General features: G+C 36.3%; 23 protein-coding genes and 1 pseudogene. 15 read left to right on the top strand and 9 right to left on the bottom strand.

Going from position 1 to position 24,900, the window contains the following annotated elements; genetic code table 11:
• Window positions 1-10: 10 nt before the first annotated feature.
• Both ACYSNO_RS04045 and ACYSNO_RS04040 read left to right on the top strand, forming a co-directional pair.
• Window positions 11-2,047, top strand: a complete 2,037-nt coding sequence (locus ACYSNO_RS04045) for a glycoside hydrolase family 38 N-terminal domain-containing protein (protein ID WP_461729794.1) — start codon at window positions 11-13, stop codon at window positions 2,045-2,047.
• 485 nt (window positions 2,048-2,532) lie between these two features.
• Window positions 2,533-2,640, top strand: coding sequence for a type I toxin-antitoxin system Fst family toxin (locus ACYSNO_RS04040; protein ID WP_461729793.1), 108 nt, complete (start codon window positions 2,533-2,535; stop codon window positions 2,638-2,640).
• 156 nt (window positions 2,641-2,796) lie between these two features.
• On the opposite strand, the gene ACYSNO_RS04035 is transcribed toward ACYSNO_RS04040, so the two are convergent.
• The 7 genes from ACYSNO_RS04035 to ACYSNO_RS04005 form a co-directional block, all read right to left on the bottom strand.
• The gene (locus ACYSNO_RS04035; RefSeq protein ID WP_461729792.1) at window positions 2,797-3,126 is read right to left on the bottom strand and encodes a hypothetical protein; all 330 of its coding nucleotides are present in this window, start codon (window positions 3,124-3,126) and stop codon (window positions 2,797-2,799) included.
• 865 nt (window positions 3,127-3,991) lie between these two features.
• Entirely contained in the window at window positions 3,992-4,408 is a 417-nt protein-coding gene (locus ACYSNO_RS04030; RefSeq protein ID WP_461729791.1) for a thioredoxin family protein, read from the bottom strand.
• A complete protein-coding gene (locus ACYSNO_RS04025; protein ID WP_461729790.1) occupies window positions 4,408-5,196 on the bottom strand; it encodes a DUF2599 domain-containing protein in 789 nt (262 codons plus the stop codon). Before ACYSNO_RS04025 ends, ACYSNO_RS04030 begins: the two co-directional genes overlap by 1 nt.
• 349 nt (window positions 5,197-5,545) lie before the next feature.
• Window positions 5,546-6,184 (bottom strand): hypothetical protein, encoded by a 639-nt coding sequence (locus ACYSNO_RS04020; protein WP_461729789.1) that lies wholly within the window; start codon window positions 6,182-6,184, stop codon window positions 5,546-5,548.
• 244 nt (window positions 6,185-6,428) lie between these two features.
• Window positions 6,429-6,794, bottom strand: a complete 366-nt coding sequence (locus tag ACYSNO_RS04015; protein WP_461729788.1) for a hypothetical protein — start codon at window positions 6,792-6,794, stop codon at window positions 6,429-6,431.
• 24 nt (window positions 6,795-6,818) lie between these two features.
• A complete protein-coding gene (locus ACYSNO_RS04010; protein WP_461729787.1) occupies window positions 6,819-7,028 on the bottom strand; it encodes a hypothetical protein in 210 nt (69 codons plus the stop codon).
• Window positions 7,029-7,895 carry a replication initiation protein gene (locus tag ACYSNO_RS04005; RefSeq protein ID WP_461729786.1) on the bottom strand — a complete coding sequence of 289 codons (867 nt, stop codon included), beginning with the start codon at window positions 7,893-7,895 and terminating at the stop codon, window positions 7,029-7,031.
• Window positions 7,896-8,213: 318 nt separating this feature from the next.
• On the opposite strand from ACYSNO_RS04005, the gene ACYSNO_RS04000 reads away from it, so the two are divergent.
• The 11 genes and pseudogenes from ACYSNO_RS04000 to ACYSNO_RS03950 all read left to right on the top strand — a co-directional run bounded on the left by ACYSNO_RS04000 (window position 8,214) and on the right by ACYSNO_RS03950 (window position 20,001).
• Entirely contained in the window at window positions 8,214-8,510 is a 297-nt protein-coding gene (locus ACYSNO_RS04000) for a hypothetical protein (protein ID WP_461729785.1), read from the top strand.
• A gap of 16 nt (window positions 8,511-8,526) precedes the next feature.
• A complete protein-coding gene (locus ACYSNO_RS03995; protein ID WP_461729784.1) occupies window positions 8,527-10,617 on the top strand; it encodes a DUF5054 domain-containing protein in 2,091 nt (696 codons plus the stop codon).
• Window positions 10,618-10,848: 231 nt separating this feature from the next.
• Window positions 10,849-11,190 carry a zinc ribbon domain-containing protein YjdM gene (locus ACYSNO_RS03990; RefSeq protein WP_461729783.1) on the top strand — a complete coding sequence of 114 codons (342 nt, stop codon included), beginning with the start codon at window positions 10,849-10,851 and terminating at the stop codon, window positions 11,188-11,190.
• A 165-nt stretch (window positions 11,191-11,355) separates the two neighbouring features.
• The gene (locus tag ACYSNO_RS03985) at window positions 11,356-11,892 is read left to right on the top strand and encodes a protein kinase family protein (protein ID WP_461729782.1); all 537 of its coding nucleotides are present in this window, start codon (window positions 11,356-11,358) and stop codon (window positions 11,890-11,892) included.
• A gap of 457 nt (window positions 11,893-12,349) precedes the next feature.
• Window positions 12,350-12,751: pseudogene (tnpA, locus tag ACYSNO_RS03980) on the top strand (IS200/IS605 family transposase).
• A 23-nt stretch (window positions 12,752-12,774) separates the two neighbouring features.
• Window positions 12,775-13,893, top strand: a complete 1,119-nt coding sequence (locus ACYSNO_RS03975) for an RNA-guided endonuclease TnpB family protein (protein WP_461729781.1) — start codon at window positions 12,775-12,777, stop codon at window positions 13,891-13,893.
• Window positions 13,894-13,951: 58 nt separating this feature from the next.
• On the top strand, window positions 13,952-14,131 hold the full coding sequence (locus ACYSNO_RS03970; protein WP_461729780.1) for a hypothetical protein: 180 nt from the start codon (window positions 13,952-13,954) through the stop codon (window positions 14,129-14,131).
• Between the two features lie 39 nt (window positions 14,132-14,170).
• Window positions 14,171-15,490, top strand: a complete 1,320-nt coding sequence (locus tag ACYSNO_RS03965) for an alpha-L-fucosidase (protein WP_461729779.1) — start codon at window positions 14,171-14,173, stop codon at window positions 15,488-15,490.
• 177 nt (window positions 15,491-15,667) lie between these two features.
• The gene (gene licT, locus ACYSNO_RS03960; RefSeq protein ID WP_461729778.1) at window positions 15,668-16,507 is read left to right on the top strand and encodes a BglG family transcription antiterminator LicT; all 840 of its coding nucleotides are present in this window, start codon (window positions 15,668-15,670) and stop codon (window positions 16,505-16,507) included.
• 112 nt (window positions 16,508-16,619) lie between these two features.
• The gene (locus tag ACYSNO_RS03955; protein ID WP_461729777.1) at window positions 16,620-18,557 is read left to right on the top strand and encodes a beta-glucoside-specific PTS transporter subunit IIABC; all 1,938 of its coding nucleotides are present in this window, start codon (window positions 16,620-16,622) and stop codon (window positions 18,555-18,557) included.
• A 16-nt stretch (window positions 18,558-18,573) separates the two neighbouring features.
• A complete protein-coding gene (locus ACYSNO_RS03950; RefSeq protein ID WP_461729776.1) occupies window positions 18,574-20,001 on the top strand; it encodes a 6-phospho-beta-glucosidase in 1,428 nt (475 codons plus the stop codon).
• Between the two features lie 148 nt (window positions 20,002-20,149).
• Here ACYSNO_RS03950 and ACYSNO_RS03945 read toward each other — a convergent pair whose 3' ends face one another.
• Window positions 20,150-20,917, bottom strand: coding sequence for a DeoR/GlpR family DNA-binding transcription regulator (locus tag ACYSNO_RS03945; protein ID WP_461729775.1), 768 nt, complete (start codon window positions 20,915-20,917; stop codon window positions 20,150-20,152).
• 355 nt (window positions 20,918-21,272) lie between these two features.
• On the opposite strand from ACYSNO_RS03945, the gene ACYSNO_RS03940 reads away from it, so the two are divergent.
• The gene (locus ACYSNO_RS03940; RefSeq protein ID WP_461729774.1) at window positions 21,273-22,865 is read left to right on the top strand and encodes an extracellular solute-binding protein; all 1,593 of its coding nucleotides are present in this window, start codon (window positions 21,273-21,275) and stop codon (window positions 22,863-22,865) included.
• A 30-nt stretch (window positions 22,866-22,895) separates the two neighbouring features.
• A complete protein-coding gene (locus ACYSNO_RS03935; protein ID WP_461729773.1) occupies window positions 22,896-24,206 on the top strand; it encodes an alpha-L-fucosidase in 1,311 nt (436 codons plus the stop codon).
• A gap of 38 nt (window positions 24,207-24,244) precedes the next feature.
• Here ACYSNO_RS03935 and ACYSNO_RS03930 read toward each other — a convergent pair whose 3' ends face one another.
• The gene (locus ACYSNO_RS03930; protein WP_461729772.1) at window positions 24,245-24,892 is read right to left on the bottom strand and encodes a DNA alkylation repair protein; all 648 of its coding nucleotides are present in this window, start codon (window positions 24,890-24,892) and stop codon (window positions 24,245-24,247) included.
• Window positions 24,893-24,900: the final 8 nt, after the last annotated feature.

The following is a 24,900-nucleotide window of genomic DNA, read 5'->3' as shown; positions in this document are numbered from 1 at the left end:
GAGATTTATTATGAAAAAGAAAACTTTGTATTTAATTCATCATTCTCATACGGATATTGGTTACACGGATCGTCAAGAGAAAATTAGCCGTTACCACGTGAACTTCATTCGTACGGCCATCCGTTTTTTAGATCAAATTGAAGCAGGAGAAGCACCACAATGGGAAGGTTATAACTACGTCTGTGAAAACTATTGGCAAGTCGAGCAATTCTTAGCCCATGCAACACTTGAAGAAAAAGCTTCTTTTGAAAAATACGTCGAAAAAGGCTTAATTGATATTTCTTTGACATACTTAAACTTAACGGAACTAATTGATAGCGAGATGTTAGATAAAAAATTTGCGGATGCGAAAAATTATGTCAGTCAGTTTAATCGCCACTTTGACTCCGCAATGACAGCTGACATTAATGGTTTTTCATGGGGTTACGCCGATTTAATGTACAAAAATGGCATTCGTAATTTCTACTCTTGTTTACATACACACCACGGGATGTTCCCCTTATTCAAAAAGCAAATGCCTTTTTGGTGGGAGACACAAGCAGGGGAGAAAGTTTTGGTTTGGAATGGCGATCATTACCAAATCGGGAATGACTTCTTGTTTTCCCCGAATACGGATCAAAGTAAACAATACGGTGTGGAAGGATTTACGGAACAAGATTGGGCGAATCAATTTGAAGTGACAAAAGAAAAAATCTTCGGATTCTTTGATATTTTAGAAAAAGAAAAGTATGAATGGGATTTTGTACCAGCGATGATTAGTGGAATTGTGACAGATAACTCACCAACCAGTCCGCGTATGATGGAAGGGATTCACCGTTGGAATAAGGTGTACGGGGATGAAATTGAAGTGAAATTAGTTACTTTAAATCATTTTTTTGAAATCTTAAGAAGTAAAGAAGATTTAGAGATTCCAACTTATAAAGGAGACTGGGCTGACTGGTGGGCAGATGGCGTTTCATCGACACCAGCTGGCGTGAAACTATATCGTGATGCACAACGAAAATATCGGATTGCAAATAAACTTGATCCAAAAGGAGAAAGAGGAACACCAGAAAAACTAAAAGAAGCAGAAGACAATTTGGTGATGTACGCAGAACACACTTGGGGCTTCCACTCATCCGTTTCGGAGCCTTGGGATGCTTTTGTCAATTTATTAGATACTCGTAAATTAGCTTATGCGATTAATGGCAATCGCTTAATTTCAGACCATTTAGACGATGTCCTAGAAACCTATGGCGAAGAACAAAGTCAATTAGACCGTGAAAGTTATTATAAAGTAATCAATCCGCATGAATCAAAAGGAAAGATGTTAACGAGCGTTTCTGTGCAGCACTGGCAAACAGTCGATGATTCCTATTTCTATACCTCTTTAAATGATTTCGTCGATGTCGTTGATTGTAAAACCGGTGAAGTTCTTGTTTCCCAAGCATCAAATAGTTCACGTGGAAAGAAAATTTCCTTTGTTTTAGAACTCGAACCAAAAGAAGAACGGATCATTCGCTTGAAACGAAAAGAAGCAAGCATAAGAATGAATGGTAAATACTATAACCATGCCCATGTTGGAACGGAGCAGATTGCCGATATCGCTCCCTATGAAGGTTTTACTCATGATGTTTCCATCTATGGTGTGAAAACCGATCATCTCGATTTAACAATTGATCCAAAGGTTGGGATTACTTCGCTCATTGACCGGAGTACAGGGGCTCAATTACTGCATCCAGACGCAGCCTACGCGCCGTTTTCTGGTATTTATGAAGTCACGGATTATTGTGAATCGAATCCCTATTCGGTTCGTAGCGTCATGGGACGTAACCGCAAAGCACCATCGACGGTTCGTAGTGGTTCAAAATTAGTGAATGTCAAACAATTAGAAGATGGCCCGTTATATGCTGTTTTATTATTAAAATATGAATTAGCCGGAACGGGAATGTATGATGTCGTCTTAACGATTCGTAAAGATGCCCCTCAAATCGACGTAACGATTCGTCTACAAAAAATAGGAGAATGGTCACCAGAAAACTTGTATGTTTCCTTACCATATATATAAACAGTACCCCCTCAAAAAACGAGGTTTTGGCACTATGTAAAACACCCCCCAGCTCAAACTGACTTGCCTCGTTTAATGTACCTAGCCATGTTTTGGCACTATGTAAAACACCCCCCAGCTCAAACCTCACGACTCTGAAAATCATGGTCGAAGATCTGCTTGCAGAACTCTCCCACAAAGAAAAAAAACAGGACAAAAAGGAGTGAGAGAAAACCACTCTCACATTCTGCTTACAGCAGTCGCTCTCGCTCCTTCGTTAAAATCAAAAGCCGTCAAGGAGATTTTGGAATGGACTGGAATCATTGAATCACTTAAAGAAATAAGCCTAGCAATCAGCATTTAACTTGATTACTAGGCTCACTTCGTTCGGTCAGGGCAAGCCCTAACAACCCTTGGAAAAGAAAGTAAAATTAAATGAATAAATTGAAAGGTGGAAACGTAGAATAGTTTAGAGGGGAAGTTATGCTATATTTATCTATGGCAACTTGCCCCTGAGAGGGGGTGCTGTTTTGGAAAATCTTATTTCGTTAGTTATCGCGCCACTATTTGTGGGTCTAGTCATTGTGCTAGTTGATCATTGGTTAGATGATTAAGCCGATAACATTGCAAGTTGTCTCTAACTCACACGTCAGCAGTCGCATCTGACGAAAAAAAAAGCCAACCCTACTCGCAATAGGGTTGGCTTTTGTGCTGTTTTGTGATTCTTATTTCGTTTCGCAAGCTTATTTTAGCACGAATTGAACTTTTGTTCAATTTTCAGTATCAGTAAGGAGAAAATGCTTTTGAACATTATCAAACCGCTTAGAATAGCGTTCACTCAACTCTTTATCAGGCATATCAGCAATTAAATTGCGGTATTTTTTTAGCCATTCTTCTGTGATAATCTCACTTTTATTCTCTCCAAACCCCATTCCTATCATCTTTTCATCACTTGCTACTTGCAGTCCTGAATCCAATTCAGCACGAATTTCAGCTACAAGGGCTTCTTTTTTGAGCCTTTTTTCTTCTTCACGAGCCCTTTCAGCCTTAACCTCAGCTTGGACTGTCTTTATTTGGCCGATTTTAGCGCCTACAGACAACGGAACGTCTTGTTCTGCTCACTCATCTCATCACTCCTTCCAGAAAAATGTTCCCTATTCGGTCTCCTTTTTTTCTTAAAAAATCTCACTTGGTTGTTCACTCAAAAATGAAAGCTCCCTATTCGGTCACTTCCTTTTTTTCCTTCCACAACCAACAATTTATTCTATCTCATTTTACTCCCTATGCGGTCTTAAAACAAGATAGAATAAATTCAAATACGCAAGCACCGCATTTGGTACCCAAATACATAGCTTGTCGAGGTGGATACTCCCCCTACGAACTCCCCCAATTCATACAAAAAAAGCAACCTTTAGGGTTGTTTTTTGCATGAATAATCGCTCTGAAAAAGTCGTCTATTCGACGATTTTTTCATTGGCTCTCTAAACAAAAATTGACTACAATTCCCGTCCTAATTTTTGTCTATCCACTGTTGCAGATAAACAAAAAAAACAAGCCTTAAAGGGCTTGTTTTTTCTTCAAAAAATTAATGTTTTAGTCTCGTTGTTTTTGCTCCTCTAAACGATTCAAATTTTACCATGTAGCTCCATCCATTTCAGACTCTTCATGACGATATCCATCTTTCGTACTTTCTGAAAGGATAATTTATAGGATTTTTTACGCGCTAAGAATTATTGAGGAATACCAATCTTGTTTATTTAATATTTTTAAAAATATTGATGAAACCAATAATAAAATTTATAAAATTAAATACGATAAGAAGCAAGATAATTGGAGTTAAAAAACTTGTAAACTCCTGTAGTGACCAATATTCATCAGCAGCTATACCAGTATTAAGTAATATGTATAGAGAACTTCCGATAGTAATAGAACAATTAATTAATAATAATAAATTTATTTTCTTCTTCAATTTACAAACACCTGCTTTGTCTGATTAATCATATCCTTATTTATGTCTATTAACTTAGTTAAAGTTATTTTTCCGTCTTCTATAACTGCTAATGAGGGAACTGATTGAATATTAAAATCAACTAAAATTGACCCAAATTGAGGAGAGTCTCTAAATTTATCAGTGTCAAAATAATAAACATTTTTGTTAGCACTTTGTATATATGATTGTAAGACAGGACGATATAACTCACAGTATTTACAACTAGCTCTTCCAAAATAAATAATTGTTCTTGAATCCTCCTTTTTCAAATTATATATTTGATTAGCAGTTACTATTGGTGTGATTTTTTGTTCTTCATATGATGGAATGCATGAAATGACAAAAATAAAAATACTTATTAATATTATAATGAAGAGACGTTTTTGTTTCATCATGGATTGCATTTGTTATTAAAATTAGCTGTTCCGGTTCTCCAAGGCTCTATATTCCATGGTGTTTTCCACCAACCAGCAAAATCTATGTGGCATATATATTGACTTTTCATACTACTTGTATTTTTCCAATTACTATCTTTAGAATGTTTATCTAATAATTTATTCCAACTATCATTTCTCTTAGCCGATTCTGCATTTGGACTACCATTTGTAGTCGTTAAAATAGTTTTTGGGGAGATAGAAAGTGACTTCTTTCCATCTCTAGTAATCCAGCTACTAGAGTTAAAATATGAGGAGTAAGTCATACTGCGAATAGATGTGTAAGCAGTAGCATGTATCTCTCCCTCAATATTACTAGTATCTATAGTTTGTATGATTTTATTGTCTTCCACTTTTTTTTCGATAATTAAATGTGAAAGATCATTTCCTTTTGTATCAGTAATATCAAGAAAGGAAATCGATCCAATATATTCTTTATTTTCATCTCTGATTTCAGTGACATCATTTACTAAATTTAATTCCAAAATTTCTTTTTCTGCTGATAAGTGAGACTTGATTTCAAAAGTATATGTATTTTTATCGCTAACATTAGCATTAAATTCATACTTTTGTAAACCATTATCAATTTTATATGTCTGTGGTTGTTCATTAAAAATCCTGGTGCTATGGATCTGTTCTAAATTGATTGAAATCTCTTTGTTTTCTTCGGCATTAATAATTGTACCTTTAACCCCAGCTACAACGATTGTAACACCTAACAATAAACTAACAAAAATCTTTTTCATACTAACCCTCCGTATACTTAATACTTATTTTATTTTCTTTCTAGACTTAGCATAGATACCTCTCTTACAAATAAAAAGCACGTAAATGTTTACATTATGTAAAACAAACATAATGTAAACATTTAAATAATATTAATCTGTTAAATGTTATTTCTAGTTACTTTATTTTTTTATTTGAGTGAATTCCTAAAACTAATAAAATAATAGGAAATATATAAAGAAACCTGGAAAAGGCACTAGAATTGGTACTAAATAGATAATGGATACCTAGAAAAATAAAAATGGAGCCTGTCAAATAAATCGCTGCAGCTATTTCATTGTTCTTTTGCATATAAATCCCCTTATATCTTTATTGGTATTTAGGTTTGATATATTTATCGTGACGAATATGATCTTTTCTATATTGAACATTACCAGTTGCTTTACCATTTTTAAATTCTTCAGTTTTAATAGTTCTAAAAGTGAAATCTCCCCAAATCCCTAATCGGCTCATTCTTTTTGAATCTGCCGGAATTTTTGTAGTAATCCCATTAGTAGAAGAAAAACCTATATTTATAGTCGTACCACTATATTTATAACTTCCAGAAACAGAAAATGAACTACTTGCTGATATCGAATAGCCACTTGATGGGGACCAGCTTGGAGTTCCTGAATGATACCCAACCCATAACATATTTTTCTTTTCTGAATGTGTTATTGTTGTTTTCCAAGATGTGCCTGTAGAATAATCTCTACTTTGTTTTCTATTTGGATCCTCATATTGCAAATAAAAATTATAATCCTCTTCATTGTTGAATACAAGCGTATCTCCATTTGGAACAGATACACTGTACTCATTAGTATCAACGACTTCATCTAACAATACTAGTGATGAAGTCGTTTGTGAATTGGATAAGTCGTCTGCGTATGCTACAGTACCGGAACTACTTGATAAAAAAATTGCTGAAAGTGCTAAAGCAGATACACTTAATATAAAACATTTTCTCATGAAAAAAACCTACTTTCTTTTTTTATTTTTTATTACTAAATATATAGTTTGTTATTGGCATAAATGTATCATAAATATGTTAGAGAAAACGCTTTTTACCCTGAAAGGTCGAAAATCATGCCTGAACGGTTAAAATATGGCATTTTTATAGGTCATTCAGAGGTCCTTGTGTCTTCTTTTCATAGTCCTACAAAAAAAGCAAGCTGATATGAGCTTGCTTTTCTACAAATAAGTGACTGTTTCGCTATTTCAGCTTTTCTAAACGGTTCAATTCTTTGAAAAATTCAAGAACCTCAGGATAAAATTCCTTGTAATCAATTTTGTTTTCCCAATTGTTTACCGTCCATTTTTCCAGTTGTTCTTCAAATTGTTTTGACTTCGCTAAAAGCTCGTCAGGCAATTTGACGGCAGAAGCAGACACTAGATCCTCATTCATTTTTACTTCTTCGGAATTGGCTTTTTGCTTCAATGCCTGCGACGCATTCTTCATAAATGATGAATACGCGGAAAATCGTTTGAACCCTTTCTTCTCAACCATATCTGTGCCGATTTTCATAGCTAAATCGGCACGTGCTTTTGTTAATTGTTCTTCTAATTTCTCAATGTTCAAAATTTCCGCCTCCTAAATTTAAAATTAAAACACACGAGCATAGGATATTTCACGATACAACTTAACCTCATCTGAAGCCAATTGTTCGTCTGTAGGATTGATGATGAACGTATGATAATCTTGTTCTAATTCGTCCATCAAACAAACAAAACGCATAGTTTTTTGCAAGGTGTTTAATGATTCATTGTTTTTAACCGCTTCAAACTCTTCTTTTACTTTTTCTAGTGAACGCATCTATTTTGCCTCACTTTTCTTTTTTTCATATTCAGCTAATCGACGTTCTAATTCTTGACGTGTTTCCTCGTTTACCTCAGGCTCTTCATGCTGATAACCATCTTTCGCCCACTCAGGAAGTTCCTCTTTTCTAGTGGCTTTCTTCGATGAATTTTTCTTATCGAATTTCCCATCAACCCATTTATCAGGATTTTCTTTTTTGAATGAAAACTCATAAGCTATAACAGGTGTACCACGTTTATTAGACTTTATTTTCTTGACTTTAAGACCCTTAAAAAATTGAGGTAACTCTCTCAAAACAGGTTTAATAACATTTTTATCTATTTCACTAGGACCATAATAATCAGGAGTATCCAACAAGCGTTTGAAATCAGCAATACTATATTCTTTTTTTCCGATAGTTCGCCATTGTTTTAATAGACGATACATCGTTTTAGCGTAGGTTGATTTTATTTGAGTAAATTCTTCTAGTTCATACGTAGTAAATTCAACGTTTAATTGATTCACAACGTATTCAAATTCTTCTGTAACCTTGACCTTGACAGACATTTCACTTAAATCATCAGCCCAATCAACACGAAAACGACTAAACAGATTCATTAACTCCAAAGAATTTTTAGTTCGTTCAATGTAATGAATTTGACTAATATTTTTCACTAATTTTTCCATCGTATCCTCGAAGCGTTCATTATGAGTGATGGTATATCGGGCTAATTCAGCTAAACCATATTTATCGAACTCTACTTCTCTCGTACCTTCGTCACGTAATTTAGCAATAATGGCAAAGAAAAAATTCATTTGCTCACGAGTCCATTTTCGCATGGGGACGGTATTTAAATCATTATGATATTTCACTACCTCTTTCATTATAAAGACAACATATAGTCTTTATGAACCGACATTTAGTCTTTATAAACCGACATTTAGTCTTTATGAACCGACATTTAGTCTTTATAACGTCCAAAAAAGCCTTTAATACCAAGGGTTACAGAATTCCTAAACATGTATTTAAACATTACTTAAACATTTACTTATGGCCAACCAGTCGCAACAGCATGTTTCTTTGAAAAATCAGGCACTATTTTCCGGCCGGGAATCGACCAATTACCAGGTTCGAATACCAATTTTTATTCATTAGACAATGGTGTACTACTAACAAATGAAGCCAAACATGTTTTCATTGCGATGAAAGATACGCCCCTAGTGACACTTGGTTCGTTGGAAAGTAGTCTCATTGAATTATGTGATGAAAAGAGCGAGAAGAAAAATAAAGAAGTTTTATACTCTTGGGCAATGAATAACTTTTGGGAAACGAACTTTAAAGTTGATTTATCAGGATTTTATGAGTTAGAGTATAGTGTCTATTTATTACCTAGCCAAGATGCGACAGCAAGTACATCGATTCAAAATGCGCGGAACTTAATTGAAGGGTTTGTAACAATTCCTTATAATCCAACAACGACAGAAAAAGCAGCTTTTTAAGAAAGGGCTATTAAGAATGAAGAAAAAATTACACGTTGTCTATAAAACGCATTTAGATATTGGGTTTACCGATTTGGCAGCGAAGGTTGAGGAGCAATACCTCGATGATTTTATCCCTAAAGCCTTAGATTTAGGCGAAAAGATTCCAGATAAATTCACTTGGACAACCGGCTCTTGGTTAATTGCGTTTTATTTGAACCACTCAGATGTAACAGCTGAAAATAAAGAAAGGATGCGCCGAGCCATTGAGAAAGGGACGATTCGTTGGCATGGGTTACCTTTTACAATTCATACCGAGTTAATGGATGGGGAATTGATGCGCTATGCTACGTCAATCTCTAAAGGTTTAGATAAAGAATTTGAGAAAAAAACAATTGCTTCGAAAATGACTGATATTCCAGGCCATACAATTAGTATGGTTCCTTATCTCGCAGAAGCTGGTATTGAGTACATGCATATCGGAGTCAATGCGAGTTCCGCATTACCGAAAGTACCAGCCATGTTTCGCTGGAAAGCAACAGATGGTTCTGAAGTTATCGTTCACTATGCAGTAGATTATGGCGAGGTTTTCGAACGGGAAGACTGGTCAGATGCCCTATATTTTGCTCACAGTCATGACAACATGGGGCCACCATCAAGTGTTCAAGAAGTGGAAGCACTCTTTGTTCGTTTAGAAAAAGAATATCCAGATTATGAAGTTATTCCTTCTTCTCTAGATGCTTTTGCTAAAGGAATTTTGAAATACAAAGAGACCTTACCAGTGATTGAAGAAGAGATTGCCGATTCCTGGATTCATGGAATTGCTGCCGATCCTAAGAAAATTGCCGAATACAATTCTTTACTCCGCTTGAGAAACAAGTGGTTAAAAGAAGGGAAAATCACTCGGGATTCAGATGCGTATAAGGGGCTGTCCGCACAATTACTGTTCGTTGCAGAACACACGTGGGGGGCGAACGGCAACGTTTATTTACCCGAGTATCGCCATTATCTCTTAGATGAATTTGAAGAAGCCCGTAAGCGTGACTTAGTGACTTTTAATCATGACCGAACGACCATGGATTTCGCTGATTTAATGGCTTATGTGAGTACGGATATTAATTGGGAAAGTAAAGCCGATAGCCGTCGCTACAGTATCTATGAGGAATCTTGGCAAGAACAACGAGACTATCTCTACAAAGGCATTGACGCATTGCCAACAGATTTACAAGTAGAAGCTCGTGCCTTCCTCGCTGGAGAAAAAGAAATTCCAGTTGTCAAAGCAGAGGGAAAAATCATGCCAGGTACACGTTATGAATTTGGCGAGATTGTTTTTGGGTTCAGTACCACAGGTGCCATGAACCAATTAATCATTGATGGCTTTGATTTAATTGAAGAGGGCAAGGAGTTTGGTGGTCTATCTTATGAACGTTTTGACTTTAGTAATTATTCAAAATTTTTTAGTCAGTATAGTCGTTTAACCCGTTGGACGACGAGCTGGGCGCTAGGCGATTTTGGTCGTCGTGGTATTGAAGCCTATCCACAAATTCGTCATGAAATCTTAAAACCTTTTATTGTCGATAGTCGAATGAATGTCAATGGAGATGTGATTCAAGTTGCGATTGATGTCGCTTATCTCGAAGACGAAGTGAAAAATTGGGGCGTACCAAAGAAAAACACCCTTGTTTATACCATGGATTTAGCACAACACAGTATCGATTTCGCTTATAAGTGGGAAGACAAGCAAGCCAATCGAATGCCAGAAGGTTATTGGTTGGAAACAAGTATTAAGGTTGCCAATCCAACACGATGGGTGATACATAAAATGAATCGTCCAGTCAGTCCGTTAAATGTTCTTGAAAATGGTAACCGTAACATGCATGTGCTTTCTGAAGAAGGAATGACTTACACAGGCTATGAGGGGTGTTTTAATTTAACAACGATTGATACACCGTTAATTTCTCTCGGTCGTCGTGCATTGTTAACCTTTGATAACCAAATACCAAATCTCAATGATGGCTTATTCATTAATCTCTTTAATAATGTTTGGGGGACGAACTTTGCCGCTTGGTACGAAGGAGACATGACGGCTCGTGTGACTTTCAAATGGGCAACCAATCAGATCATCTAGTGCTGAATGAAAGGATATCCCCCAAAAACATGCCTCCATTTAGAAAAAGACTTTGTGTCAATCAAAAGGGCTACGTTTTTTCGTAGGCCCTTTTTTATGGCTAACGGGAGAAGTGGCAGAGTTCTTGAAATCATGGTATATTGATAAGTGAATGAAAAAACAAAGAGTGACGCATTTAGATTTCAAGCAGTTTAAAACGCATTCTTTTGTTAGGAAGAGGGGAAAAGATAGATGGCATTACCAAATTGTCCAATGTGTCAGTCAGAATATACTTATGAGGATCGAGGTTTATTTATTTGTCCAGAATGTGCGCATGAATGGACAGCCAGTGACATCGAGGAAGCTGTGAATGAAGATTTATTTATCGTGAAAGACATTAATGGCAATATTTTGAGTGATGGCGATAGCGTAACAGTTATGAAAGATTTAAAAGTAAAAGGTGCACAAAGTGTTTTGAAAATGGGGACAAAAGTGAAGAGCATTCGCTTAGTCGATTCAGACCATAACATTGATTGTAAAATTGATGGCTTTGGGCCGATGAAACTGAAATCAGAATTTGTTAAAAAACTATAATTTAGCTGATAAAACGACACTTGATTTTATTAAGGGAAATCTTGATAAATCAAGTGTTTTTTATTATAAAATCAATTGAAAAGGCTTTCTGTTCAGAGGCTTATATGGTAAGCTTAGTAGCGAAAATAAAGTTTTTAGGAGTGAAGAAGAACGGAAAATAAAAATGTGAAACATGAGTTAGATGGTATCCATTTTGAATTGAAAGAGGCCGTGGATTTTTCCTTTTTAAAGTCATTTGGGCATGTCTTTTGTGTTTTTGATCAAAATGATTCTGGCAATATTAGCTTTGGTCTTCAAAATGAGCAGGGAGAAAAATTCTTTGTCAAAATTTCAGGATGCCTGACACAGAATGGTCCTGAGAATCGAGTAGCAGCAATCGATACTTTACAAAAAAGTGTGACCCTCTATCAAGAATTATCCCATCCAACACTCATTCAATTGGTGACTTCAGGCTGGTCAGGTGAACTCTTTTATGTGGTGTTTTATTGGCGTGAGGGAGCCTGTTTGTTTGACCATTGGAATTTTGACAAATACCAACAAAATCCAGCCTTGATTGCCCCAAAAGAGCAGTTTAAACAATTACCAACAATCAAGAAGCGCCAAGTCATGGAACAGATTTTTGAATTTTCAGAATTTCCGAGTGAGAAAACCCACTATTTTAATGGTGGGATGATCGCTCGGAGACGTACTGTAAGAATGTAGGGAAACTTGCATTTAGTGACGATCTAAAAACTCAGCTCGTCCAATGAAGAAACTGAACTGCTGGGAACTCGTAAAGCTAACTTAACTATAACGTAAGGATAATCAAACCTAAGCGTGAATGTAGCGAAAGCAGAAAAAATAAGTTAGATCGCATAAGGTTAAATCCTAAGTGCCTAGATAATCGAAAATCAGCATCCAAGCCTAGAAATAGGAAGGTTCAACGACTATTCCTCTTGAGGGAAGTAGAATCAAGCGATTCGAAGTGGTTTCGCCGTACTGGGTAATGCCAACGGATAAGAGATAGTCTGTGCTTGCATGAAAGTGTAAGAAGTTCATAAGAGAACTGCGTAGAAGTAGCGAATCTACGTGAACAAAACTCTACACAACAAAGGAATAAGTTTTAATATTTGTGTATATAATAATTAAATTCGAACACATCCTGATATAGAATCAAATCATGGATAACGAATACAGACATTCAAAAACAACTGTTTCGTTAATCAATTACCACTTTGTTTTTTGTCCTAGATATCGTCGAAAAATATTTGTTGATTCCGAAGTGGACGTTAGATTTAAACAGCTCGTATCAGAAATTTGTAACGACAACGAGTGGAACATTTTAGCAATAGAGACAGACAAAGATCATTGTCATCTGTTCGTTAATGTTCAACCGACTGAATCACCAGCATCAGTAATGAAGGTGATCAAAGGGAGAACTTCGAAAGACCTTAGACAAGAATTTGAGCATTTAAGCAGAATGCCTAGTGTTTAGACTCGATCTTACTTTGTATCTACCGCAGGAAATGTATCTAGCGAAACAATCAAACGATATGTAGAGAATCAAAGAACAAGATATTGATTAAGTTAAGGAGGTGTACAGAAATGAAAAAGGCGCATAAAATCAGAATTTATCCTAATGCACGTCAGGAAATTCAATTTCAAAAAACTTTTGGTTGTGTCCGGTTTTATTGGAACTTTCTATTAGACCAACGCATAACGAATGATAAGATGAAAAAAGAAGACCCTGAATACATTGAAAATAAATTGACCTACGCTGGGCTGAAAAAACAAGAAGAATATTCTTGGTTAAAAGAAGTCGAAGCACAACCATTAAGTCAAGTGACGATGGATTTGAATAAAGCGTACAAAAATACGTTTAAGTCTAAATTTGGTTTTCCAAAATTTAAGAGTAAAAAATATTCAAAAAAATCTTACAGAACTGCAATGGGGATGAAGGTTAATGGTCGATATTTCTATGTCGCAAAGGTTGGTTGGGTCAAGATGGCAGAAGGATTGCGATTCAACGGGAAACTAATGAACGTAACGATTAGCCAATCGAAATCGGGTAAATATTTTGCAACGTTTTTAGTCGATACTGAAAACATTCAAAAAAAACCTGTGACAAACGCCATCGGATTAGATTTAGGCTTAGATCATTTCTGTATCACATCCGCAGGAGAGAAGATTGACAACAATCGATTCTATCGCTCTCTTGAACAGCGTTTAGTACGTGAGCAAAGAAAGCTTTCTAAGCGTTTAGAAGTTGCAAGGAAGCACAATCGAAAATTAGATGAGTGTCGCAACTATCAAAAACAACGTGTGAAAGTCGCTCGCATTCATGAAAAGATTCAAAACCAAAGAACCAATTTTTTACATCAACTTTCTTCAAAACTAACTGATGAGAATCAAGTCATTTGTATTGAAGATCTCAATGTAAAAGGAATGGTTAAGAATCACAAATTAGCGAAGTCAATTTCAGACGTCTCTTGGAGTGAATTTACTAGACAATTAGAATACAAGTCAGAATGGAAAGGTCGAATACTCGTTCGAGTCAATCGATTCCTCCCAAGTTCGCAAATCTGTTCTTCTTGCGGTCATAATGACGGTAAAAAAGAACTGGATATTCGTGAATGGACTTGTTCTGATTGCGGAGTGATTCACGATAGAGATATCAATGCAAGCATAAATATTAAAACCGAAGGACTTTCGGGGATCGCTTAGTAAATTTAGTACCGTTAGGTGCTATTACCTAAGAACCCCACGGCTTTAGTCGTGTGGAGTGTCAGTAGGGGAGTATCCAGCTTCTGTTTTAGAAGAAATCAGACAACAAAATCGTTTTATCCCATTAGAACAAGAACAAACGGAGTTTTCAGGTTTGGAATACGAGGTTGTAATGAAGGCAGTGGCTGAAAAACCTGCGGAACGTTATGAATCAATCCAGGAGTTTTACCAAAACTGATTAGATTGTTTTTAGAAAAAATATAAGGAGTGTAACAGCATGTCCAATAGTTTAGAGAAAATTTTAGAAAGAACCAAGTGGTTTCGAGAAGATCGCTTTGGGATGTTTATTCATTGGGGATTGTATGCGATTCCAGGACGAGGAGAATGGGTGCAAACTTATGATCGGATGAGTACGGAAGAATATTATCAATATTTTGAGGCCTTTAATCCCACTGATTATGACCCGAAAGCTTGGGCAAAAGCAGCAAAAGAAGCTGGGATGAAATACGTGGTGTTAACAGCTAAGCATCATGATGGTTTTTGTTTGTTTGATAGTCAGTATACGGATTTTAAAGCGACAAAAACAGCGATTGGTCGGGATTTAATTGCTGAGTATGTGGACGCATTGAGAGAAGTAGGATTGAAAGTTGGTTTGTATTTTAGTTTAATTGACTGGCATCATCCGGATTATCCAAAGTATAACGACTGGCACCATCCCTTACGCGGTCAAGAAGCTTATAAAGATGAAGTCATTGACTTTGATAATTACTTAACATACATGCACAACCAAGTGGAAGAATTAGTGACGAATTACGGCAAGCTAGATATTTTATGGTTTGACTTTTCTTACGATCAGATGACAGGAGAAAAGTGGCGGGCAGAAGAACTAATGGCGATGGTTCGTAAACATCAACCAGATGTCGTCATTGATAATCGTTTAGAAACTTCAGGGGAAGCTTTTGGAAGTATCGTTTCTGAAAATCCAAGCAATTATTCTGGCGATTTCTTTAGTCCAGAACAGCTCTTACCGCCCGAAGGTATTGTCAATAACGCAGGAATTCCCATCCCTTGGGAATTGTGTATTACCATGAACAACAACTGGGGCTATAATCCAATTGATAAAGATTACAAAACAAGCAAAACATTAATTCGGAAGCTCGTTGAATGTGTCAGCAAAAATGGAAATATGTTATTAAATGTTGGTCCAGATGCCAAAGGGAAAATAAACCACGAAAGTTTAACCATTCTCCAAGGCTTCAACGACTGGATGACAAATAACAGTGAATCGATTTATGGTTGTGGGATGGCTCAAGAACTATCGAAACCGGAGTGGGGGTACTATACTCAAAAAGAGAATATTCTCTATGCGCATGTTTTTGATCAACCGATTGGTCCATTAGCTGTTCCGGGACTGGCGAAAGAGCGAATTAAACGTGCTTCGCTCTTGTACGATGGCAGTGAAATAAAGGTTTCGGATAGTTGGACGACAAAAGCTTTTGATTCTGTGACCTTTTTAGAATTTGGTGGGGTCTCTCACTTTACCTATGCGCTTCCAGATGAAGTTGATACGGTGATTAAAATTGAACTTTATGAATAACCGTCAATCTTGACAATTTGAAAACTTTCAGTAGAATAGAGTAGAGAAAAGGATAGTTATTGCGACAAAAGCAAGCTTGACCTATGATATTGATGAGAACTTACTGTTTTTAGACGTAAGTGTCTTTATCGATGCATAGGTCTTTTTTTATACTTTGATATAGAGGAGGGGAGTTCTTTGATTTATCTAAAAAAACTAAATAATAATGCGGTCCTAGCAATGGATACAGATAATAAAGAAGTGATTGCTATGGGGAAAGGTCTAGGCTTTAACATTGTAGTTGGCGATGAGATCGCTCCTGAACGAATTGAAAAAGTTTTTTCATTAAAAGACATTCAAGCGAACAAGCAATTACAAGAAATTGTTGAGACCATTCCGATCGAGTTTATTGAATGGACACAGGAAATTTTTGGATACGCAAAAATACATGTGAGCGCCGACATCAATGAGAGCGTCATTCTACATCTATGTGATCATATTTATATGGCAGTGGAACGAAAGAAACAAGGCATTACGGTAAAAAATGTCATGCTCTGGGATATTCAACGTTTTTATCAAGAAGAGTACCAAGCGGGATTATTTGCTGTCAATTTAATACGTGACATGACTGGGATTGAGTTGCCAGAAGATGAAGCAGGTTTTATTGCAATTCATTTAGTGAATGCGCAATTAAAGCAAGCAACAAAATCCGTACATGAAATGACAAAATTAATCGAAGAAATTGAACAAATCGTGCGAATCGTTTTAGGAATTGAAATTGATATGCATTCTGTTTACTATCATCGTTTTATTACTCATCTTAAATTTTTTGCTCAACGTTTATTTTCGAATCAAACTTACGAAGTACAAGAAGTGGGAGAGATGATGTCTCTCGTGAAAACCCGTTATCCAGAGGCAACTGCTTGTGTAGGGAAAATCGAGAAGTTTATTCAAGATAAATATGCCTATACCTTAAGTGAAGAGGAAGTTTTGTACTTAAGTATTCACATTTCTAGAATTATTCAAGTATCAAAGTAAGTTTATTTATAAGGATAGTTACATTCAGTTGGCTTAACCTTCATATAAAAAAACCATAAGGAGGATCGTCACGTCTTTTTATCAGAAAAATTATATTGAAGGAGAAATGGTAATGGGAAAATATGAATCACTAGCAAAAGAAATTGTTAAAAATATTGGTGGAAAAGAAAATGTGAGCAGTTTAAGTCATTGTATTACGCGCTTACGCTTTAAATTACAAGATGACAACATCGCACAAGACGATGTATTAAAAAATATGGAAGGAATTGTCACCGTCATGAAAAGTGGCGGACAGTATCAAGTCGTGATTGGCAATCATGTGGCAGAAGTTCACCATGAAGTCCAACAATTATTAGGCAATATTGAAGGAAATCAAGCAACTGTTTCTAATCAAAAAATGAAGCCTTTAGATGCTTTTATCGATGTCATTTCAGGGATTTTTCAACCGATTTTAGGAGTCATGGCTGCAACTGGAATGTTAAAAGGGCTAAACACTCTGTTTGAAACACTTGGTTGGTATAGTGCAGAGTCAGGTGCCTACATTGTTTTTAACGGAATCGGTGATGCCTTATTCATGTTCTTACCAGTCATCTTAGGGTACACTGCTGCGAAAAAATTTGGCTTGAAACCAATGGTCGGACTTGTCGTAGGAGCGATTATGTGTTATCCAGGATTACAAAGTTCCACCTTATCTGGAAGTATGGAACCACTTTATACTTTGTTCGAAGGAACGATGTTTGCTTCACCAATCTACATTGATTTCTTTGGTTTACCCATTATTTCAATGGATTATACTTCAACCGTTGTACCGGTGATTTTTGTGGTGTTCTTTGCAAGTAAATGTGAGCAGCTTTTAAATAAAATCATTCCTGATTTAGTTAAATTCTTTATCGTTCCTTTATTGACCCTCGTTGTATCCTTAGTAGTTGGACTTCTTTTAATCGGTCCTTTTGTCACTTTTGGTTCGACTTTCATTGCGCAAACCATTATGAATATCCGTGATTTTTCACCGATGTTAGCTGGTGCCGTAGTTGGTGGCACGTGGCAAATTTTAGTGATTTTTGGGTTACATTGGGGCTTTATTCCAATCTACATTAATAATATCGTGACAAATGGTTATGATAATGTCATGATGCCTTTCTTTGCCTGTACCTTTGCCACTTCTGCAGTTGTTTTAGCGATTTTCTTTAAAACGAAAGACAAAAAACTAAAAGAAATGACGATTCCAAACTTTATTTCTGGAATCTTTGGTGTTACAGAACCCGCAATTTATGGGATTTTACTTCCTTTGAAAAAACCATTTATTATTAGTTGTATTGCTGGAGCAGTAGGTGGTGGGTTTTACGGAGCTTTCAACTTTAGGAAATTTGTCATGGGTGGAATGGGAATTTTTGAATTTCCAGGTATGATGAATCCAGATGGTACCATGGATAATTTATATGTCGCCTTTGCCGGAGTAATCATTAGTTTTATTTTAGGCTTTGTGTTAACGATGCTTTTATTTAAAGATAAAAAAGAAGTCGCTTTATCAGGAAATCATTCAATCGTAGTGACAGAAGAAGTGCCTGTCGTTAAAAGTAAGAAAAAATTAAAAACAATCGTTCTAGGAAGTCCATTAGTAGGAACAGTCATTCCTTTGAAAGAAGTTAAAGATGATGCTTTTGCAATGGAAATTTTAGGCAAAGGGGTTGCCGTCTTACCGACAGAAGGAATTGTGGTTGCACCAGTAGCTGGAACGGTTACGACATTGTTTCCTTCGCTACATGCAATTGGAATTACCTCAACGGATGGCATTGAAATTTTAATTCATGTGGGAATTAATACCGTCCAATTAGAAGGTAAAGGTTTTGAGGCTTTGATCAAACAAGGAGATACGGTTGAAAAAGGTCAAAAATTACTAATCTTTGATATCCCACTTATTGAAGAAGCTGGCTTTAGTCTTGAAACCCCCGTTGTCATTACAAATACCGATCAATATTTAGATGTGATTGCTGCAAATATTGAAGAAACAAAACAAGGAATGGATTTAATTAACGTGTTAATAGACTAAGTTAGAAAGGATGAGGATGGAATTGAAGAAGAACTTTTTATGGGGTGGCGCAACGGCAGCGAACCAATGCGAAGGGGCTTTTAACGTGGATGGACGTGGCCTTTCAAGTATTGACTTATGTCCAACAGGAGACAGCCGCGGGAAAATGATTCGTGGATTGGACACAAATCTCACCTTAGATGAAGAAAAATATTATCCTTCTCACAAAGGGATTGATTTTTATCATCATTATGCAGAAGATATCGCGCTGTTTGCAGAAATGGGATTTAAAGCCTATCGATTTAGTCTGTCTTGGACACGAATTTTCCCAAAAGGGATCGAGGAAGAACCGAATGAGGCTGGTTTACGTTTTTATGAATTAGTGATCGATGAGTGTTTGAAATATGGGATTGAGCCCATCGTAACGATTTCTCACTTTGATGTTCCTGTTTATCTGATTGAAACAATTGGATCTTGGCGCAGTCGTGAAATGATTTCCCATTATTTGCGTTTATGTGAAGTGGTTTTTACACGTTTCCAAGGGAAAGTGACCCATTGGTTGCCTTTTAACGAAATCAATATGATTTTGCATGCACCTTTTATGGCGGCGGGCTTAGTCTTTGAAGAGGGTGAAAACCAGACGCAAATCAAATACCAAGCGACCCATCATGAATTAATCGCGAGTGCGCTTGCTACAAAAATGGCTCGAGAAATCGATCCAAAGAATCAAATTGGTTGTATGTTTGCAGCGGGAAGCACGTATCCATTTACGTGTAATCCAGAAGATGTTTGGCAAGCTTTACAAGTTGACCGGGAAAACTATTTCTTTGTCGATATTCAGGCACGAGGTTATTATCCAAATTATGCTTGGAAGTTTTTTGAAGCAAATGGAATTGACCTTGAAATCGCAGAGGGAGATTTAGAGCTTCTAAAAGCCTATACCGTGGATATTATCGCCTTTTCTTATTACAATAGTCGTTGTATTTCCGCCGACCCAAGTGCAGTGAGTCTAGCAGAAGGGAACCTCTTTGCTTCTGCTAAAAATCCTTATCTTGAAGCGAGCCAATGGGGCTGGCCGATTGATCCAAAAGGGTTACGGATTACGTTAAACGAAGTCTATGACCGTTATCAAAAACCGCTCTTCTTAGTTGAAAATGGTTTAGGCGCGGTGGATGAAGTGAAGGCAGATGGGACGATTTCTGATGACTACCGGATTGATTATTTAGCCAAACATATTGGTGAGATGGTGAAAGCCGTAGAAGAAGATGGCGTTGATTTAATCGGCTATCTTGCTTGGGGCTGTATTGATATTGTGAGTGCTTCAAGCGGAGAAATGAGTAAACGCTATGGCTTTATCCACGTCGATGGCGACAATCAGGGGGAAGGTAGCTACACTCGCTCAAAGAAAAAATCTTTTGACTGGTACAAACAAGTCATTTCAAGTAATGGAAAACAATTGAGTTAAGAATGAAACTAGAAAAAGGGACCGTGAAAATTGCACCAATCTCAGTAGTTAGATTTTAAGTCGAACTTTTGAGAGGGGAGAAAAATCACAGTCCCTTTTGTTGAAAAAGACGAAATTTGTCTTTTTATCGTGTTCAGATTTTAGTAAGTTATTTTGCAATCCATTCAATATCAAGTTTCTCTACCGTATTTAGAATGCTTTTAATTGGTAGTTCATCTGAAATAATTGCTTTGTAGGAATGCAAATCGTTAATTTTAAAAAAACTATTTTTGGAAAATTTTGAACTGTCAATGAGTAAAAGTGTTTCTTTGGCTTTATCTAGTATCCTTTTTTTAGAGTAAGCTTGACCAAGGCTGGCCTCGTAGACACCATTAGCATCGATTCCTCTAGCAGAACAGATTGCTAAGTCAATATTAAAGTGATTAATTAGGGAACTTTCTAAATCAATGTTAATAATCGAAGGACTTTGATGTTGGACTTCTCCACTTGTAATAAAAATCTGCATGCTGGGATTTGCATACTGTGAAAGTAAATGAGCAGTATTTAAACCATTTGTAATCACAATAAGATGTTCAATATCAGCTAAGTATGGACATAATTCACAAACAGTCGTACTAGAATCTAAGTAGACACACATGCCGGGTCCGATAAAATCTTTTGCTAAATTCGCAATCAATTTTTTTTGTTCAAGTTGTTCATGTTCTCTGATTTGGTGTGTAGGTTCTAACGTATTAAAATTATTTAAAACAATTTCTCCTCTGTGACGCTTGAGAACACCCTTCTTTTCTAAATCAATTAAATCTCTTCGTAAAGTAGAAATACTAGAAAAGGTTATTTTTACAAGGTCTTCATGTCGAATTCTTTTTTTCTCTTGAATTAATTCGGTAATTTGCTTTAATCGAGCTTCTTTTGACATAAAATAAAACTCCTTATACGTATTTAGTGCATCTGTTTCTTGGGAGAGAAACGAAGATTTTATCTAACGATACCATTAAAATGAACCGAAGTGAACTTTTATTTGAATTATGATGACCTAATTCTATTCTATCGTTCAAATATTGAAATAATTGTTCAAAAGTATATAATTATTTTAACAGTTATCACAATTTATTGAAAGCGCATTCTTTTTTTGAAGGGAGGATAAATTGTTAAAAGGGGTTAACCATTATTAAATTATAAAGGAGGGAAGCGTTTGTTTCAAAATAACATGATTGGCTATTATTATTGATTAAATTTGAAACAAACAAAAAACGATGAAGAAAAAAATATTAGTGGGAATATCATTAGGTCTAGCTTTGCTTGCTTTTTCAGGATGTGGAAACAAGGAGTCATCGGTAGAAGGAGAACAAAAAGAACAAATCGCCACTACCGGATATCCGATTTCAGATGAACAAATAAAAATGACAATGATGCTTCCTGCAGGTCAAGTACCTTACCAAGAGAATGCTTCTGCACAAGCTCTAGAAGAATTAACCAACATAAAATTTGATTATATTGAAGTTCCTGATAGTGATTTTTATGTGAAAATGCAATTGGCTTTTGCCTCAAATGATTTACCAGATATTTTATATGGTGCAGGGTATCATTTGAAAAATATTCGCCAAATTGAATATGGCAATCAAGGATTATTACTACCTTTAGAAGACTTAATTGATGAGTATGCACCAAATCTAGTAAAGGTTTTGGAAGAAAATCCTGGAATTCGGGAATCAATCACTTCTCCAGATGGACATATTTATGCATTACCGCGGATTTTCCCGTTAGAAGATTCTGTTCCGGTGTATATTAGTCCTCTTTGGTATAACAATGATTGGTTAGAAGCGCTCAATGTTCAAGAATTACCGAAAACAACAGATGAACTTTATCAATTATTAACAGACTTCAAACAACATTTTAAGGAAAAAGAAGGCAGAGATGTTATTCCATTTTCAGGTGGAAATGGTATGCTCGTTTTAAGAACATGGTTGTTGCCAGCTTTCAATGTGAAAACTCAAGGAATTGAAGAACACGACGGGATTGTCCGGTTTTCTCCAGCAACCGATGATTATTTAGCTTATTTAACTTATATGAATCAATTATTTACAGATGGACTATTAGATAAAGAAATTTTTTCTCAATCATATGATACTTTTTCAGCAAAAGTTCAAAAAGGTGATGTCGGTTTATTTGAAGCATTCTACTCAAATGGTGTAACGGGTAAAACAATCGAAGAATCAGTAAAAGATCCAATGTTTCATCCAATAAAATCAGAATTAAGTAAGGACTTTTTAACACCGGGTCATCCACGTTTGGTAAGTGGCGCATTTGCTATTTCTAAGAATAATCCGAACCCTGCTGCTGCTATTCGCTGGGTAGATTATCTATATACCAAAGAAGGAAGCGATTTAATCAACGTTGGACCAGAAGGAGACTTTTGGGAATTTACTGAAAATGACTCCGGAGAGAAAGTCAGAGTCTTTACAGGAAATGATAGTGATAAGATGGAAGAGGCAAGAGGCCGTGTAGCTTTAGACTATGGATTTAATGCTCCAGGATTACAAGTTGATATTAAAGATGACATCCGAGTTGATAAAAATGAAGAAAGTATTTTAAAAGATTTCTTTTTTGATGAAGTTCGCGAAAAAATCTTAAAATATGAGGAAGTTCCTTTCCCAATTATGCACTTGACGGAAGAAGAAAACCAAAAAGTTGCAGATATCATGACTGATGTTAATGTCTTAGTTGAACAAGCCGAAGCAAAATTTATTACGGGAGTCGAACCACTTTCTAATTACAAGAAGTATGTAGAAACACTAGAAAAAATGGGGATTCGTGAAGTAGAGGAAATTTATCAAAATGCTTATGATCGATTTGCAAATAATTAATACGAAGCGAGATTTAGATAGGAGAATGAAATGACGCAATTACGAGAAGATATCATTCCAATTGATATGACAGAGGTGGAACGACCGATTTCGAGAGGATTAGAAAAAAAGTTAGAATGGTTTCAAAACCAAAAGCTTGGCGTCATCTTTCATTGGGGACTCTATACAGAAACCGCAATGGGAGAATCCTGGCAATTAGTCAAAAACGCGGATTGGACACGGAAAAATGGAATGTGGCGCGATGATTTAGATGTACTAAGGGTTGATTATTGGGATCGAATGAAAGAATTTAATCCTATAAAATTCGATCCAACTCAATGGGCAAACATTTGTAAAAAAAATGGTGTAAAGTATATTGTTTTTACGACTAAGCATCATGACGGTTTTTCTTTATATGATACAAGAGTGAGTGATTTTAAAATAACGTCCCCTCAATGTCCGTATAGTAGTCAGCCACAAGCAGATGTGTATCGGTCTGTTCTGGAAGCTTTTAGAGCAGTTGACATAGGAATAGGTGCTTATTTTTCTAAACCAGATTGGCACTCTCCTTACTACTGGATACCTGGAAAAGATGCAGACAGTAGTATTGCTAACTACGATCCATTGGAAAAACCTTCAATTTGGAAGAAATTTAATGACTTCACACATGCCCAAATTAAAGAAATCTGTACTGAGTATGGAGATTTAGATATTTTATGGTTAGATGGTGGCTGGGTAAATGCATCGAACAATGAAATGCTGGATATGGATGCGATCATAGCAGATGTTAGAAGAAAAACCCCCGATTTAATTGTTGCAGATCGAACAATTGGTGGTATTTACGAAAACTATCGAACGCCAGAGCAACAAGTTCCATCGAAAATCATTCATGATCCGTGGGAAAGCTGTATTACTTTAGCTGATAACTGGTGCTATCTAAAAGATGATGTTTACAAACCTTTTGAAGAAGTTCTCGAAATGTTTTTGGAAATTGTCTCAAAAGGAGGGAATTTGTTACTAGGCATTGGTCCAAAATTTGATGGTACTTTACCAGAAAAATCTGTGCAACTCTTGAATAGGCTGGGCGATTGGCTTGAAATATTTGGTGAAGGAATTTATGACACTCGACCATTTGATTTTGGAGAACATAGTGGTGTGTATGCAACTAAAAAAGAAAAGGAACTTTTTCTTTTTTATCGCCATGAACTATCAGGAAATCAAATAAGCTTGAATAATATAGAAAATAAATTGCTTCGCGTAATCGATTTACAAAACAAAAAAGCAATAGATTTCACCAAAAACACGATTACATTACCGGAGACCGAAGCGTATATTGGTTGCTGTAAACTTAGAATTGAATAATTAATGAAACCCTCGACTAAAAAACTAGTCGAGGGCTTTTATAAATATTTACTCGCTTCACGAATACTTAAAGAAGCCATTTGTTCGGTGTGCCGGGCAAGAAAATCTCGTACCCAATCCGGATTGGTTTTACTGTAATCGCGTAAACTCCAGCCAATTGCTTTGTTAATAAAAAACTCTTGACTACCGAAGTTGTTGACGATTATTTGTTCGAGTAGTTTGGTATTCGTCTGCTCTTTTCGCAAAAGTTGATGATTGATGGCGACACGACGGATCCAAAAGTTTTCGTCGGTACTCCATTCAAGCATCAAGGATTCGACACTCGGGTTATCTAGCGCGAGGACACCGAGTAGGGCATCAAGGGCATCGACCGTATCCCACCAAGATTTCATTTCAATTAATTGTCGAATGTTTGGAAGGTCTTCGGTGGTCAGTTGTTTTTTTAGACGCAAGAGATAGTCCGTGCCCAAGTATTGAAATTCTCGCTGCTCTTTTTCCCAACATTCAAAGACGAAGTCCCAATCGATTGTGGACGGGTTGCTGGTTTGATAAAATTCACGGGCAAGTTTTTGACGATCAGGAGCAGAGATACCTAAAAAAGGGAACTGATTGCGCATATAAGCAGCCATCTTCTTTGCTTTCTCCAAATCTGCCGCTTGATAAAATTGGTTGAAAATCTTCCTCATTTGGTTCT

The sequence above is a fragment of the Enterococcus sp. LJL98 genome (genome assembly GCF_054871745.1).
Note: the sequence above shows the minus strand (reverse complement) of the source record. Positions and strands in the feature narration are given on the sequence as shown.

Coding starts and splice junctions, on each gene's coding strand:
- ACYSNO_RS04045 (WP_461729794.1), top strand. CDS start 11: ATGAAAAAGAAAACTTTGTATTTAATTCATCATTCTCATACGGATATT.
- ACYSNO_RS04030 (WP_461729791.1), bottom strand. CDS start 4,408: ATGAAACAAAAACGTCTCTTCATTATAATATTAATAAGTATTTTTATT.
- ACYSNO_RS04025 (WP_461729790.1), bottom strand. CDS start 5,196: ATGAAAAAGATTTTTGTTAGTTTATTGTTAGGTGTTACAATCGTTGTA.
- ACYSNO_RS04020 (WP_461729789.1), bottom strand. CDS start 6,184: ATGAGAAAATGTTTTATATTAAGTGTATCTGCTTTAGCACTTTCAGCA.
- ACYSNO_RS04010 (WP_461729787.1), bottom strand. CDS start 7,028: ATGCGTTCACTAGAAAAAGTAAAAGAAGAGTTTGAAGCGGTTAAAAAC.
- ACYSNO_RS04005 (WP_461729786.1), bottom strand. CDS start 7,895: ATGAAAGAGGTAGTGAAATATCATAATGATTTAAATACCGTCCCCATG.
- ACYSNO_RS04000 (WP_461729785.1), top strand. CDS start 8,214: ATGAAAGATACGCCCCTAGTGACACTTGGTTCGTTGGAAAGTAGTCTC.
- ACYSNO_RS03995 (WP_461729784.1), top strand. CDS start 8,527: ATGAAGAAAAAATTACACGTTGTCTATAAAACGCATTTAGATATTGGG.
- ACYSNO_RS03990 (WP_461729783.1), top strand. CDS start 10,849: ATGGCATTACCAAATTGTCCAATGTGTCAGTCAGAATATACTTATGAG.
- ACYSNO_RS03975 (WP_461729781.1), top strand. CDS start 12,775: ATGAAAAAGGCGCATAAAATCAGAATTTATCCTAATGCACGTCAGGAA.
- ACYSNO_RS03965 (WP_461729779.1), top strand. CDS start 14,171: ATGTCCAATAGTTTAGAGAAAATTTTAGAAAGAACCAAGTGGTTTCGA.
- ACYSNO_RS03955 (WP_461729777.1), top strand. CDS start 16,620: ATGGGAAAATATGAATCACTAGCAAAAGAAATTGTTAAAAATATTGGT.
- ACYSNO_RS03950 (WP_461729776.1), top strand. CDS start 18,574: ATGGAATTGAAGAAGAACTTTTTATGGGGTGGCGCAACGGCAGCGAAC.
- ACYSNO_RS03945 (WP_461729775.1), bottom strand. CDS start 20,917: ATGTCAAAAGAAGCTCGATTAAAGCAAATTACCGAATTAATTCAAGAG.
- ACYSNO_RS03935 (WP_461729773.1), top strand. CDS start 22,896: ATGACGCAATTACGAGAAGATATCATTCCAATTGATATGACAGAGGTG.
- ACYSNO_RS03930 (WP_461729772.1), bottom strand. CDS start 24,892: ATGAGGAAGATTTTCAACCAATTTTATCAAGCGGCAGATTTGGAGAAA.